Origin of the sequence: Ruoffia halotolerans (assembly GCF_014049385.1) — a bacterium.
In the GTDB taxonomy this organism is placed as follows: Bacteria; Bacillota; Bacilli; order Lactobacillales; family Aerococcaceae; genus Ruoffia; species Ruoffia halotolerans.
This window is the reverse complement of the sequence record NZ_JACAOA010000011.1, coordinates 12,223-26,840: the sequence shown is the minus strand read 5'-3', so window position 1 is coordinate 26,840 and position 14,618 is coordinate 12,223. Positions and strand designations below refer to the sequence as shown.

Sequence of the window (14,618 nt, the reverse complement as noted above, 5' to 3'; positions counted from 1 at the left end):
GTCGATTAATGAAGAAATTCAATTTGGTGTGTCCGATTCGTAAGCCACGCTTTCAACGCCAAGTATCTGCGGAGTATCAGGCTGAACATGTCAAACCCAACTATGTTAAACGTGAGTTTAGAGCTTACGGACCGCGTTCCGTGCTGTTGACGGATATTACTTATTTGCCGTATGGCAGGTAGAAGTGGGCGTATTTAGCGACGGTTAAAGATGCCTTTACGAACGAAATTCTGTCCTATGAACTCAGCCCGATGCTTCATATTGCGTTTGTTTTGAAGATGATACGACAACTTATCGCCCAGCATCCGGTGAGTTTATCAACGCAAACCCTGATTCATTCAGATCAAGGGAGTCACTTTACCAGTGTGAAATTTCAGTACCTTGTGGAGAATAATGGGTTAATTCAATCGATGTCCCGACGTGGCAATTGTTGGGATAATGCCCCTCAGGAATCTTTTTATGGACATATGAAAGACGAGATTGATCTCGCTTCGTGTGAAGACTATGAGGACGTAAAAAAGCTCATTGAAGAGTATATGGATTACTACAACAATGAGCGTTACCAATGGAACTTAGCGAAGCTAAGCCCCTTTCAATATTATCAGTTTTGTACTACCAATGTCTATCCTTTAGCAGATATTTATTCAACACCTGCATTACCGCACATCAGAACGATTGAAATTGAAGAGTGAAATGCACTCAAAATGTGGCTCAAATAGTCCTTGACTATAGGACCAGTTCATGGAAACTGAGTTACATCAGTTTACGAGCTTTTTAATAATTCCCAAACGTTTTCTGGATAATATTATAGGATTGTTTCAACCGTTCTTGAGATTGAGGCAAGTCCCAATTCTCCCAACTATATTTTTGAGATGATGATTGATAAATGACTTCGTTATCATGATTCACAAATAAGGCACCGATAGTTATACCATTAGTAGTTACTGATGCATCAAGGCCTTCTTCGATTAGATTTCCTTGAAACTCTTTTTGACTTGGGTCACGTGAAGATAAAAGCATCCATGGCAGTCGCATTTCAATTAAACCTTCGTCATCATTTACATAATAATCAGCTAGAGAGTCATAATTTTCAGCTTCCGGATCTCCATTCCCTTCCTTTAACTTACCAGTTTCATAAGCGACAAAGGGTAACCATTCCGATTCTTCAACTACATAATATTGTTTGTTCAAAGCAAACTGAATGGGAACGAAATTTCCTGAATTTTTTTCTGGATTTTCTATCTCTGCATCTAACATTTCAAGTATGAGGCCATACTGGATTGTGAAGAAGTCATAATATGTATCAACTAGAATACGAGAATCACCTGGTTGAAGCGAAAGTACAAACTCTGCCGCCTCACTTAATTCATAGCCATCTAAACTATTTATGTGTCTGTTTCCTTGATTCGGAACAGTATCAAATGTCAGAACAGGATATCCATCAACTTGATTATCGTAATCAATTCTTAAATATAGATAGCGCTCATCATGATCCACATAGACCGCTTGAATAGGATCAGATTCTTTTGATGCTTGAATTAATGCACTCTGTTGACTTTCCCAATCGGTTATATCACCATTTATTCTGATCTTATGTTTGTCAAAACTTAAAATTCCAAACTGTTGTTCATTAGTTTGTGCATTTGACCAGAATGGTCGGCGATCTGGATTATCATAATCCATCGTGTTCCAGGTACGCTTAAACCATTCATCTTGCCAAGTAAAGACGAGTCCACCCAACATCCCCTCATGTATAATTTCTTCATACATCTCACTAACAATAATCCCTTGTTCTTCTTCTGACATGCCTCCCTGATGGCGCCCAAAAGGATTCTCATGTGTACGGCCTCGTGAAGCCGGAATACCAAATTCAGCTATTAAAACTGGAATCCGATGAGCTTCATGAAGTTCATTTAAGTAAGCTGCATAATTATTTTTCTCCCCACGAAAATCAATATATTCATTATACTCTGATGTATAGTTCAAGAAGTCTGGATAGTATGGATACACATGGTAAGAAGCAAACTGACCTGTTTCTTGTGCTTCATTTAATGTATAAATTACATTGGGATTCACACTGACCAAATCTTCATCTTCAGCTGATTCGGTTGGATGGTCAAGTAAATCGGTTGTCACCCAATTCGTAAAACTCATTGGTCGATGTTCACCATAATTCTCTAACTCATATGCCGTCATTAACTCCATTTGTTCTGCTAAAAAATATTCAAAAGGAGAAGCACCTTGAGTTTCAAAGTACTTGCCGTGATAGTCACCAATACCCTTATTATCCTTATTGGTTCCAACTACAACATGTGGATTCCATTCTGTTCCTATAATCCACCCAATTACATAATCCGAGATGTCCGCATCATAAATACCAGAAGCATGACCAGGTTTTTCAGAAATAATTCGATTTCCATGAGTCAAATCAACAATTTTTCTAATTTCTTCTTGAAAATCATTTAAATTATCTGATTCAAATACATTTTCTGAAGCAAGTGACATTTCTTCATTCATCCATACACCATGGAAAATATAAATTGGTTCTTCATGACTTTCATTATATTCTTTTAATGCACGATAAAAGCCTGGCGGATGGATAGTGTAAACCCTTATCGTGTTGGCATTCATCTCACCAATCATTTCAAACCATCGGGCGTATTCTGCTTGAGTGATGGCTGCTTCTCCTGGATAATAACCTGGTTTCCCCATTCCCATGTTAACTCCTTTAATCGTTAGGGGTTCCCATTTACCTTCTTTTAACACTTCAAACTGCGTATCCGTAACTCTAAAAGAATATTTCTCTTCATTCTCAACATTATCTGAAACAGTTTGTGCTTGAATATCAGTGGATACACTTAAATCCGATTCAAATTGTTCGAAAAGTGTCGTCAACATTGGTGCAAATGTTGACCAATAGAAACTTTCATCACGAATATCTGCTACCCATTGGTTAATTTTTGCCATTCCTGATACTTGATAATAGCTAGGTAAATCTGGTTTATCACTGTAATCACCAGCAAAGTATATATTTTGATGTGATCCTTGAATATTTCTAGTAACCGCAACAGGTTCTAATGGAATATCATAATGATTCAATTTATTTTTCCCTTCTTCAGTCAATGACCAATCGTAGGTTGCTAAGACTTCTGTATTCGAGTGAGGGGTAATAATATCAAACCAAAAATCATATTCGCTCGATTCGGTTAGATTAAAAATTTCCTCCCCCAATTTATTGAAAAGAACCCTTATTCCCTCCTCAGTAATATGTTTCTCTTTTTCTAAAACAACCGTCTCTTGAGTAAAATCATTGACTAATATTATTCCTGGGCCAGAATAATTCCACTCATCCCCATACATTTCGCTCACCCTCTGAGGGAATTCTTGGTTTAAGTTGGGATTTAATTCCGTAAAATATCTTCCCAACCAACCACTCCAGGTGATTCCAAGATGATTCGTAATTGCTTCCCTAACAACTTCATCCGTAGGTGAAGCAAAACTATTAAATTCAGCAATTAAAAGACTTGGTTCAGGTTGATTCAATCGGCTATAAATTGCTTCCCATTCAGCTTGAGTTATACCACCATAGATTTTACCATTTGATTTCTCTTCATATACGCCATAGGTATCAGCCAAATAAATGGCATCATACTCACTATAATCAGTAGGTAGTACCCTTTCTTCGTAAATAACTTCTTCAGTTTCTTCAGAGTATGTTGGGACGATTCCATAATAATCTCCCGCATTATCAAACTCATCTCCATCTAAATTTGAAATTTTTAAATGATTCAAGACCCAATGAACTCCCTTATGCTCACGGTAATTATCTGTCGGGACCGTCTTATCGATTACCGCAACTGACAAATCTTTAGGAGACTGAGTTTGCCAAATTATAAAAGGAAGAGATGCAAAGATTGCAATAAAGATGATAATTAGATAGTATCGTTTCATTCCGCATCCCCTTTTCTACTAAAACCTGACCTTTCCATCTCGCCCCATTCAGTATTTCCTTTCAGTGTTTGATAAATCCCTTCTAATCGCCAAAATATATTCAGCGGGCGGTACCAAAATACCTCTGTCATCGAGATAATAACCATTCTGAATAGAGCACGCGTACTAACATAACCGTTGATTGTATAACTATCTAGTAACAGCGCTCCAATGGTGTAAATCCCTCCATAAATAAGGAAAAAAGCTGAAAGCATAATGATAAATTCAAAATAAACTTGACCAAAAAAGAAAGTTAATATAACGTAAAAAACGCCTAAAAATTCAATCACTGGGCCCATGGCTTCAACAAACCAATAATAAGGTAATGAAATCATTCCAATTGCTCCATATTTTGGATTTAACAACATATCTTTATGTCGTAATAAGCTAGATAAAAGTCCTTGATGCCACCTTCTTCTCTGACGCCTCAATATTGCCAATTTATTTGGTGCTTCCGTATAACAAATAGGGTCAGGAATAGATATAATTTTTTTATCTACGCCTCTTTCTTTAATAAGTCGGTGTAATTTTACAACTAATTCCATATCTTCTCCGATCATATCCGTTGAATATCCACCTACATCAATCACCCATTGTCGCTCAAAAATTGAAAATGCTCCTGAAATAATTAGTAAAAGATTAAATTGACTTAATGAAATCCTTCCAATTAAAAATGATCTGACATATTCAATTACTTGAATTAAAATGAGTGGCTTCGAATAAATTTTCGGCTCTTTAAAATCACCTAATTCAACGTTCATTTCATTTGCAACCCGAATAGTCCCTCCCGCTGCAATTATTTGTCCATTTGAAGCGGATATCGGAGTCATAATACTGAATAAAGCATCTCTATGTAGAATGGAATCTCCATCAATAGAACATATATATGGATAGTGAGCTAAATTGATTCCAGCATTTAGAGCATCTGATTTCCCTCCATTTTCTTTCTCAATGAAAAAAAGGTTTGTATGCACAGTAGATTGATATACTTGTTTAATTTTTTTGGAAGGAATTTGAACTCGAATTGCTTCAAAAACCGGTATCAATTTAAATTCTTTAAGTACTTTCTCTTGAGTATCATCAGTAGAACCATCATTAACAATTATTATTTCAGTCTGAGTATAATTTAGATTTAATAAAGAATAGATGCTATTTAAAATACCTGCAGATTCATTGTAGGCTGGCACGACAATTGAAATAGGTTTCATTACTTTTGTTATTTGATAGGGTAATGTTTCTACTTGTCTATCAATTCCTGTATTTTTGCGCAAAGTAAAGTAAGCAATGAGAAGCATTGCAGCATAATTGATAATGACAATCATCATATAGACTGAAATAATAAATCCTAGAGAAATTAATATGGTATCAATCAAGATATTACCTCCCCTTTTAATAAGTATTTTCTACTTGCATCAACTGCATATTGATCCTTGGAACTTCGCATAATCTCCTCTAAGATTACTCTACCATTTCTAGTTAGTGATAGTCCTTGTGCTACTTCATTTCGGACCCACCAATTGGAATCTTCAATCAATTTTTTATAGACCAATTCCTCAGCTTCTACTTTTGAAAATATTTTTGCAACCATCAATCTTTCCTCCCAAACTTCTGAATCAATAAATGGAAGAACTTTCTCTTCATCTAGTATAATACCTCCCTCACTAAGAGCTTTCAGTGAGCGAATTCGTATTTCTATTTCATGACTATCTAGTAATTTTAATAAGTATTCGGCATCAGCATAATCTAGCGACTTACCTAGTACGTCAATAAAAGCATACTGCCCTTCTACACTCAAAGATTCAAATGAGTCTAACACTTTCATGTGAATCTCTTTAGGAATTACTGCAAAAAGTATCTTAAATTGAAATTCACTTAGGTTCAACTGCACTTTTTCAAATTCGTCATAGAAATTTTCAGGTAAAATTTTTGCATAAATTAATAATAATTGAAAGTGTTCAGTATCAGATTTTGGCTTTCTCATCATTTCCTGAATATCCTCAGATAAAGCCGAAATATTAAATAGATGGACACGATACAAGGTATTTATCCGTACGTTTTTATCCCGACTCTTTAACTGTTTACGATACTTCTCAGTTAACAAGCTATTGGCAAACTGGCTGATTTGATTATGAATACATTCATCTGAAAAATTATTTGTATAAGAAAATAAAATCTCTTCAATTGCTTTGAACTCGTTAGAATTATTCCACAGCTGTTCATTATTGAAAGATGATTGATTAACGAGATAGTCAAACCATAAATCATCGGTCCTATTAATATATTGTTTAATTTGTACTTTTGATTGTCTTGTCTGATAATATCTGATTCCAAAATATATAAAGAAAGAAATGATAACTAGGCTTGAAATGATTATAATCAATATAAATAATTGGAAAATTAAAGTCATTTAAATTCACCAAGCCTTTCTATTGTTCTTTCTAGAAAAGCCTTGAAAACGTTTAAATTAAATGGTCTTAATCTATAATTATCTATTCCGTTATGAAAGGCGTGAACAATTTCATCGTCAGACATTCCCCTTGATAATAAAATAATATAAAAACGATCAGCATTCTCTTCTTGTCGTAAAATCTGGGTCACTTCAACTCCACTACGCATACTTAATTGATTATTTATGACAATAATGTGGGGATATTCACTTTTATGTGTTTCAGAAAGCAAGAATTCCTGACCATTGCTGTAGGTGTCAATAATCAGATTGATATTTGGAATATTTATATTTTTTGCCATTCTAACTAACGTCTTGACAAATATAACATCTTCTTCTACTATGGAGAATTTGAAATTTAACTTATTCATATTTATCCCTTTCTACTACCAATTATTATCCTAATATTATAATGTATGTATTTGAATATATTTTACCATTCCCTAACGTTATTTATAACTATAAAATATAAAATTTGTTAAATATTTAAACTTAATATCGCATCTTATCTAACATGATTTGTCAATACTTCAATTTGAAGAAAAAAAGCTTGGAAACCGAGTTTTCTCAGCTTCCAAGCCCCATTTTTATTAATAACTATAACCAATTATTTTTATTCGACACTAGATTCTTCTGACTCTACAGACTCTTCAACAGATTCTTCTGCTTCATCGGCCGATTCTTCAGTTGACTCTTCAGATTCCTCTTGCTCAGGACTTTCGATGATAGATCCAGCTAGAGCGTCAATAACCACTTCTTCGCTCATCATCGCTTCTGGTTCTTCAACTTCTACTGTCCAGATAGGACCTTCTTCTTGATCTTCTTCAGGTTGTAAGAAATCCCAGAAATCTGACGCATCTGCTTTTAGATTCCAATGGATTGCTTCGCCATTTTCAACTTCACCTAATGCTAATTCAGTTGCCTCATCAATTGTAATGACACTATCCATATCTAATGTTGGACGTTCTTCTTCAGTTGGTTCTTCTTCTGAATTTACTGCTTCATCGTCTGAAGCGTCTTCAACAATAGAATCGTCTGACAGTTCAGCTTCACTTTCGTTTTCAACGATATCCGCTTCATCAGAAACATCGCCGTCCATCACATCTTCGTCAGCTACATCTGATGTTGCTTCATCAGAAGCATTATCACCATCTACGGAGTCGAATAAGCCTCCGTTAAAGCCACTTTCGGTAACCTCTCCGTCTTGCCATACAACTTCTAACTCAATATCTTCTTCTGCATTAAACGCATTTACAGTAATATTGTAAAGTTGCTCGTCACGATTGTATTCTACATCAATCTCTTCAACTTCTGCATCTGGGTATTCAGATTCTAACATTGTGATAGCTTCTTCAAGTCCCATTTGCACATCACTTGCTTCTACATCTGCGGCTTCTTCAGTAGATTCTTCCGATACTGATTCTTCCGCCACTGATTCCTCTGCTGCCGATTCTTCAACAACTTCTGACGTTTCCTCTTCGCTACTTACTTCCTCAGCATAGGCTAAAGGCGCCACACTGACTAATAACGAAGCGCTTAAACCAACTAATAACATTTGACGTAATGATTTTTTCATAATGAATCCTCCTTAGGAATTAACTTTTGAAACATCCGACTTACTTAATGCCATTATATAAAAACGTTTTCTAAATGTAAAACAATTGAACTTAGAATACAAATTTTTTTATAACATCATGCGTAAAAGCAAATATATTAGCGTTTGCTGAAAAAATAAATACATTAAAATTTCTATATGTAAAAAGATAACAGCACTTTTGTTGCTAGAACACACTTTAACGTTTAAACTTAATACAACCAAGAAAGGAAGTAATAATATGGCTCAATCATTTAAATTTAAAGATGGCAAATTTACTGAATCTAGTATCGACGAAGCAAGTGTACTCTTCTTTCACTCCCTCTCAAGTGAAGACAAACAAGAGTATGTCGATCGCTTTAATTTACCCAGTGATGTTTTCGCTCTTGATGAGATTCCTTCCGTCGCCCCTCGCTTCGAAAAAATTCCCCATCAAGATTCTGATGATTCTTTAGTTGTTGTACTTTCGAACGTCTCAAATGGAAACAATGATATTCCAGTCGAAGACCGTTTTGAAACGCTGACCTTTATTTTAAAGAACGAGCAATTATTTTGTTTCTTACAAGAAGATTCAGTTTTCGATCAAAACTTAATCCATCATTATAAAGACAAGTTTGACTCAATTGAATCTGTTCTAGTTTATGCGGGAATTCTAATGTATTCAAATCTATATGCCGAATTACAACAGCAAAAAGCCGCAATTGATGAGTTGAATGAGATAGCTAAAAGTTCTTCTAGTGGGGATACCCTTCGGAAAGTGGCAGGCACAGAACGAAATTTAGTGTTCTTAGAACATAATATTGAAACTTTAGACGAGACTGTGACAAATTTATTAGACAATGATTTATTCACAAGCAGGCTGAACAACTCAGCACTCGAGTATGATTTTAAATGGTATAGTCGTCAAGTCATCAAACTTGTACACGTCTACCGTGACTTGTTGGACAGCGTGAGTAGCTTATTCTCTGATTTAGTAAGTGATAACTTAAATAAGATCATGAAATTCTTAAATTCACTCTCGCTCGTTCTTGCTTCAACTAGCTTAGTGTCTGAATTTTGGGGGATTAACGCAGGTGGCTTACCTGGCGAAAACTCAGATTATGGAACGATAATGGTCTTAATATTAGTCCTTATCTCAACCGGTTCAATGACCCTCTTCTTAAAGAAAAAAGATTATTTCTAACTAACATACAGATTAAAATGACCGCCACCTGTTTTTCAATATGAGAAAAGGTGGCGTTTTTTATTCCTTAAAATATAAACTCGCTTGTAAATAATCATTCGGATATTTCTTTAACAGGCGTTTAAAGAACTGACGTAACTGACGAACTGTTATGTCTCCAGCTTGATATTGCGCGAGGATCTTTTGATAATTCGCTTCCTCTTTATTGGTGACTTGTTTTCTAAAATAACCCCAAATATGTTGAGCGGCGTTCACTTCTGCACCCTTATCTTCCGGCACACTCTCTGCTTGTTCAAGAAGCTCAATAAATAGAATAAAGTCTGTATCTTCCTTATTTTTTAATACGTTACGTATCTTTTGATAAATGCTCGCCGACTTCGCCAACACAGCATACTTCCGATTGGCCCATAACTTCTCAGCAGCAACGATATCTTGATCCAAGTAGATTTGCATCTTTTCTGCAGACCGATTCTTATCTTTGACTTCTAACATAATATCAATTGGCTGATCAGGAGGAAGCTGCTCTAAAAATCCAATAAAGGGTCGAATCGCAATTGTCTCGGAATGGGCACCGGCTTTTTTTCCAGGCGCTTGTTGACTGTAATGAATTTTTTGACGACCATCAGCTGGCTGCCAAGTCCGACCAGAAGCTTGAATATAGTCACTCAATGGAGTGTCATCAAGAGGAAGACGCACTTCATGATGCAAATTATCAAAAATAACGGGCAACCCTGTTTGTTCACTAATCGTCAGTACGTCTTGAATACTATACAACCGTTCATCATTTTCAATCACTAAATGCGACCGCACACGTTCAGATAGCTGATTGGCTTGTTGTATAAAGCGGTCCATCGCCGCTTCTTTATCCCCGTATATGCCCCCTATATGAATAATGATTTTGTTAGTCTGATTCCCTCCAAGTAATTCTAACAATTCCGCATGATACTCCAAATCATCAATCGCTCGTTCGACCACAGTCATGTTCATGGAATTTAAGACCGTATACTGCCCTGGATGCATCGATATTCGTAACTGAGTCGATTGGACTTTATCTTTGATCCGATTGAACGTTGCTTCAAAATACTCTTTCCAATTCAGGTCCACACCTTCTTTTGGCTTCGTTGCAAACGGAATTAAATCACTCGATAGACGTAGTAAACCGATTCTGTGATCCACTGTATAAGTAATCATCTCTTCCAATGTCGCCAGATTCCATTCAATTAATTCAATCCATTTCTCATTGGTTAAATTATCAAACCGGCACGTCTTGAAACCTTGGCTAATGTCAGGGTTTAAACATGCATAACCGATTCTTACATTATAATTCATAAGCCCCTCCTTTATCTTTTGGTTTATCATACTAAAAATAAAAAGAAAGATGGCACAAAATGCTCTCTTTCTTTTAGTTTAATCTATTTATTATTATCTGTAGCTAAGCGCAAATTCCCGTCTTCCATGTAATACACTTTATCACAATATTTGATGAGACGCTCATCGTGAGTTACCATGATTGTTGCTTTTTTCTGTTGCTTTGTTTGCTTAGCTAGTATTTCAACCACTTCAAACGCCCGATTTGAGTCCAAACTAGCGGTTGGTTCATCTGCTAAAATAACTGACGGATCGTGGAACAAGGCTCGGGCAATAGCTACACGTTGCCGTTCTCCTCCTGAAAGTTCGCTTGGATATTTATCCCTTAAATCCGTAATACCTAATTGTTCCAACAATGAATCCACTCGCTCTTTTTGAAATGCTTTCTTCTCGATTTTATTTACAAAACGCAACTGATCCTCTACCGTTAAGAAAGGGATCAAGTTAGACGCTTGGAGAATAAAACCAATTTCCTTGAAGCGAAGTTCCGTTCGTTTCTTGTCATTTTCTTCACTAAACTTATTGTTATTAATCAAAACTTCCCCATCGCTAGGTGCTTGAAGGCCGCCAATAATCGTTAGAAGCGTACTCTTACCTGACCCACTCGGTCCGATAATCGCAACAAATTCTCCTTCTTCAACCGAAAGATTTGTTTCTTTCAAGGCTGTAATTTTTTTACGTCCATCATCAAATATTTTGGACAGATTCTTTACTTCGATTGCTTTCTTCATCGTCTTCCTCCTATCCAATCGCTTCTAGCGGATCAATTTTGGCCACCGTTCTAACTGAGAAGAATGCACCTAATAAGGCAAACAACACAATTAACACGGTGATGATTAAGTTATAGTACCAATTAAAGGCAAATGGCACCACACTTGGTAACACCATCGCTGTTGCAATCGTAAGCACCAATCCAATCAATACACCAATGACTGATAAGATAAATGTCTGACTCACAACGGACGTCGCAATGTACTTGGTAGAAATCCCTTGGGCTTTCATCACACCAAACATGCTTGATTTTTGAACCGTTAACACAAACATGAAAATTCCGATAACCACCGCTGCAATAATAATTAAGAAAATAATCATCAACGCAAAGGTCAATACTTGGGCTGTGTAACCTGGTATCTCTTCAATGTATTCAGAAATTGTTAACAACTCTAAGTCCTCATTACCCAACTCAACGCTATTTAAATCATCATCACGAATAATAAACGCACTCACTCGCCCTTCATCTGAATCCTCAATAGCTTCAAAACGCACATCTTGATAGGTTGAAATGGTAGTATAAAGAACTGGAGCTACATTGAATCTTGCATTCTCAGTAAAACCAACCACCGTCACTTGCTCATCATTTCCCGCAATATTTAACACATCACCTATTTCAATGTCATACTCTTCTTTCAAGCTAATATCAGCCACCGCTTCAAAGTCCTTGTTAAACATCTCACCTTCTATGATGTTTGGGACAAGAAACTGCTCCGAATCAATTCCGAAGAATGTCACTGAAATTCTATTGTCTTCTTGCTCGGCTTCTGTTTGCTCATCACGACTCACGACACTCGCTGTTTGACCTAAAATGGCCACATCGTCAGCCTCTATATCTTGAATTAAACCTTGTGGCAACACCGACATTTTAATATTTGAGTTTGCTTCATCAGCGAGAACAATCGCTTGTGCTTCCCATTTGTCGACACTTGTTCGATTATCCTGGGCCAAACCGAAGGCTAAACCGGTTAAAAAATATACTAAATAACTCACTAATACTAGCACACCAACAATTAATGAAAAACGCGTCTTAGCATAGCGAATTTCTTTCCAAGCTAAAAACATAGTCACACCTCTACTTTATATTTACTTATCACATGATAAGTATATCAGTCTCTTTTTTCACATGCAACATATACTTTTGGTATTCAACTAGTAAATTCGTCAATTCGATGTATAATATTAAATAAGGAAGGAGCAAGTATATTGACCTCTAAAGAGATTTCAACGAGACAAAAAATTATAGATACTGCCCGCAAAAAATTTATGACCGAAGGTTACAAAGCTACTTCAACGCGGCACATTGCAAAGGAAGTCGGCATTACTCAACCAAATCTTTATCACCATTTTCGCAATAAAGAATCATTATATATTGCCGTCTTAGAGGAAGTTGGTAATGAAGTCAATTATCAATTGAGTGCGATTGCCCATAACAGTGATCTTTCGCTACAAGAGCGCCTCAATCGAATGACCCGCTACCTCCAAAATACTGAACCGGTCGATATTTATACGATGTTAAAAGATATGCATTCCGATCTTTCCGCAGAGAGTAAGCATACACTGTATACTATCTTCTCGAAGGGTTACAAACAGCCATTTATGGATTTATTTGAGGAGAATATGTCGGTAATACGCTCTGACTTTACCACTGAACACATTGTTTCTCATTACTTTCTTATCATTGCCCCTTATATCAACCCAGATATGAATCCTCATGCCCTGCTTTCCGCCGAGCAAGTGATTGACTTATTTTTAAATGGTATTAGAAGCTAAAAAGAGATGCCCTGGATGAGTCCACGTGCCTCTCTTTTTTAATCTAAAGCCTCAAACTTTGCTTTCATAGTTGGGTTCTTTCGCACTAATTTCTTCACTGTTAAATCGTCGGCCTTATTATTCGCCAAGCGTAAATTATTTTCTGAAGAAACTAAGGCTTCTTTCGTCTTTTGTAAATGAGTAATAGTCTTGTCGATTTCCTCAATCGCTGTTTTGAACTTTCGACTTGCCAGATCATAATTTCTAGCAAAAGCTGCCTTGAACGTATTCAAATCCTCTTCAAAATGAGTAATATCAATATTTTGCTCACGCATCAATGCCACTTCCTGCTTGTACTCCAATGAATTCATCGCTGCATTCCGGAGTAGCGTAATTATTGGAATGAAAAATTGTGGGCGGATCACATACATCTTCTCGTACTCGTAAGACACATCCACAATCCCATTATTATATAATTCGTTATCTGATTCCAACATTGACACTAGAATCGCATATTCGCACTTTTTGTCATTTCTGTTTTTATTGAGTTGTTTAAAGAAATGCTCATTCTTTTTCTTAGTCGCCGTCTCATCGCCTTCATTTTTCATCTCAAACATAATAGAGATAATTTCATTGCCGTGCTCATCATGCTCGCGATAAATGTAGTCGCCCTTACTTCCGGATTTAATATCGTTATCCTTACCAAACTCTGCGTTTTTGAAAGCTGTCATTCGAAGGCGGTTAAACTCGATTTCACAATGCTGTTCTAAAGTTTCACCAACCATTTTAGTCGATTGCTTCGCCTTAAAATCTTTATAAAATGCAATTGTCTCGTCTTTTAACTTCATTTCTGTTTCGTATTTTTCCTTAACTGAGTTTAACTCTAATTCCCGTTCCTTTTCCTGAAGCGTCATCTTAGACTCCAACTCCATCAGCGCTTTTTCTTTAGCTGCATTGCTTTCTGACAATTCAAGTTTCTTCTCATTTTCAATCGCTTGAATTCGCGCATTCAACTCAGTCAATTCTCTATCTTTTGCCGCTAAAGCTTGTTGTAGTTCGAGTTCTTTGTCTTTTTCTAGCGAAGCGGTTTTATTCTCCAAATCAGCGATCACTTTATCTTTTTCTGAAATTTGCTTATCAAAGGAATTCTTCGTCTTTTCCTCAATTAGAGCTAAATCACTCTTATGTTGGGCGTTGATCTGCTCGAGTTTTTCATGAATCTCTTCATTAAATTCTTTTGTTCGAACTTGGGCTAAAATATCTGCGTACCCCGCTTCGTCAATCGTAAATAGTGTCCCGCAGTGTGGACATTTAATTTCATTCATCGAAATACCTCCTGTAATTCTAACTGATCGTTATACCATTATACTAAAATGTGAGATGCGGTGGGAAATTGAGTCAAACCACAACTCCATTTGGCTTGAGTTGACCCAACTTAGGACAAACCGCAATCTCATTTGGCTTGAGTTGAGCTAACTTAGGACAAACGGCAACTCCATTTGGCTTGAGTTGAG

At 36.4% G+C, this 14,618-nt stretch carries 11 protein-coding genes and 1 pseudogene; 3 read left to right on the top strand and 9 right to left on the bottom strand.

Going from position 1 to position 14,618, the window contains the following annotated elements; translation table 11 throughout:
* Nucleotides 1–197 precede the first annotated feature (197 nt).
* Nucleotides 198–692, top strand: a pseudogene (locus tag HW423_RS05465) (transposase); the annotation flags it as partial.
* An 82-nt stretch (nt 693–774) separates the two neighbouring features.
* Here the strand turns inward: HW423_RS05465 and HW423_RS05460 are convergent.
* The 5 genes from HW423_RS05460 to HW423_RS05440 form a co-directional block, all read right to left on the bottom strand.
* Entirely contained in the window at nt 775–3,951 is a 3,177-nt protein-coding gene (locus tag HW423_RS05460; protein ID WP_218930931.1) for a hypothetical protein, read from the bottom strand.
* Nucleotides 3,948–5,363 (bottom strand): glycosyltransferase family 2 protein, encoded by a 1,416-nt coding sequence (locus HW423_RS05455; RefSeq protein ID WP_218930930.1) that lies wholly within the window; start codon nt 5,361–5,363, stop codon nt 3,948–3,950. The genes HW423_RS05460 and HW423_RS05455 overlap by 4 nt, the downstream gene beginning before the upstream one ends.
* Nucleotides 5,360–6,397 (bottom strand): HEAT repeat domain-containing protein, encoded by a 1,038-nt coding sequence (locus HW423_RS05450; RefSeq protein ID WP_218930929.1) that lies wholly within the window; start codon nt 6,395–6,397, stop codon nt 5,360–5,362. The genes HW423_RS05455 and HW423_RS05450 overlap by 4 nt, the downstream gene beginning before the upstream one ends.
* Entirely contained in the window at nt 6,394–6,807 is a 414-nt protein-coding gene (locus HW423_RS05445; protein ID WP_218930928.1) for a response regulator, read from the bottom strand. The genes HW423_RS05450 and HW423_RS05445 overlap by 4 nt, the downstream gene beginning before the upstream one ends.
* A 242-nt stretch (nt 6,808–7,049) precedes the next feature.
* Entirely contained in the window at nt 7,050–8,012 is a 963-nt protein-coding gene (locus tag HW423_RS05440) for a hypothetical protein (protein WP_218930927.1), read from the bottom strand.
* Between the two features lie 259 nt (nt 8,013–8,271).
* Between HW423_RS05440 and HW423_RS05435 the strand changes: the two genes are divergently transcribed.
* Complete coding sequence (locus HW423_RS05435) at nt 8,272–9,213, top strand: CorA family divalent cation transporter (protein ID WP_218930926.1); 942 nt, start codon at nt 8,272–8,274, stop codon at nt 9,211–9,213.
* A 60-nt stretch (nt 9,214–9,273) separates the two neighbouring features.
* On the opposite strand, the gene uvsE is transcribed toward HW423_RS05435, so the two are convergent.
* The 3 genes from uvsE to HW423_RS05420 all read right to left on the bottom strand — a co-directional run bounded on the left by uvsE (nt 9,274) and on the right by HW423_RS05420 (nt 12,417).
* Nucleotides 9,274–10,542: a UV DNA damage repair endonuclease UvsE gene (uvsE, locus tag HW423_RS05430; RefSeq protein ID WP_218930925.1), complete on the bottom strand. Its 1,269-nt coding sequence runs from the start codon at nt 10,540–10,542 to the stop codon at nt 9,274–9,276.
* An 83-nt stretch (nt 10,543–10,625) separates the two neighbouring features.
* On the bottom strand, nt 10,626–11,312 hold the full coding sequence (locus HW423_RS05425; protein WP_218930924.1) for an ABC transporter ATP-binding protein: 687 nt from the start codon (nt 11,310–11,312) through the stop codon (nt 10,626–10,628).
* A 10-nt stretch (nt 11,313–11,322) separates the two neighbouring features.
* Nucleotides 11,323–12,417 (bottom strand): ABC transporter permease, encoded by a 1,095-nt coding sequence (locus HW423_RS05420; protein WP_218930923.1) that lies wholly within the window; start codon nt 12,415–12,417, stop codon nt 11,323–11,325.
* A 141-nt stretch (nt 12,418–12,558) separates the two neighbouring features.
* Between HW423_RS05420 and HW423_RS05415 the strand changes: the two genes are divergently transcribed.
* Nucleotides 12,559–13,125: a TetR/AcrR family transcriptional regulator gene (locus HW423_RS05415; RefSeq protein WP_218930922.1), complete on the top strand. Its 567-nt coding sequence runs from the start codon at nt 12,559–12,561 to the stop codon at nt 13,123–13,125.
* A gap of 38 nt (nt 13,126–13,163) precedes the next feature.
* Here HW423_RS05415 and HW423_RS05410 read toward each other — a convergent pair whose 3' ends face one another.
* Nucleotides 13,164–14,429: a DUF2130 domain-containing protein gene (locus HW423_RS05410; RefSeq protein WP_218930921.1), complete on the bottom strand. Its 1,266-nt coding sequence runs from the start codon at nt 14,427–14,429 to the stop codon at nt 13,164–13,166.
* Nucleotides 14,430–14,618: the final 189 nt, after the last annotated feature.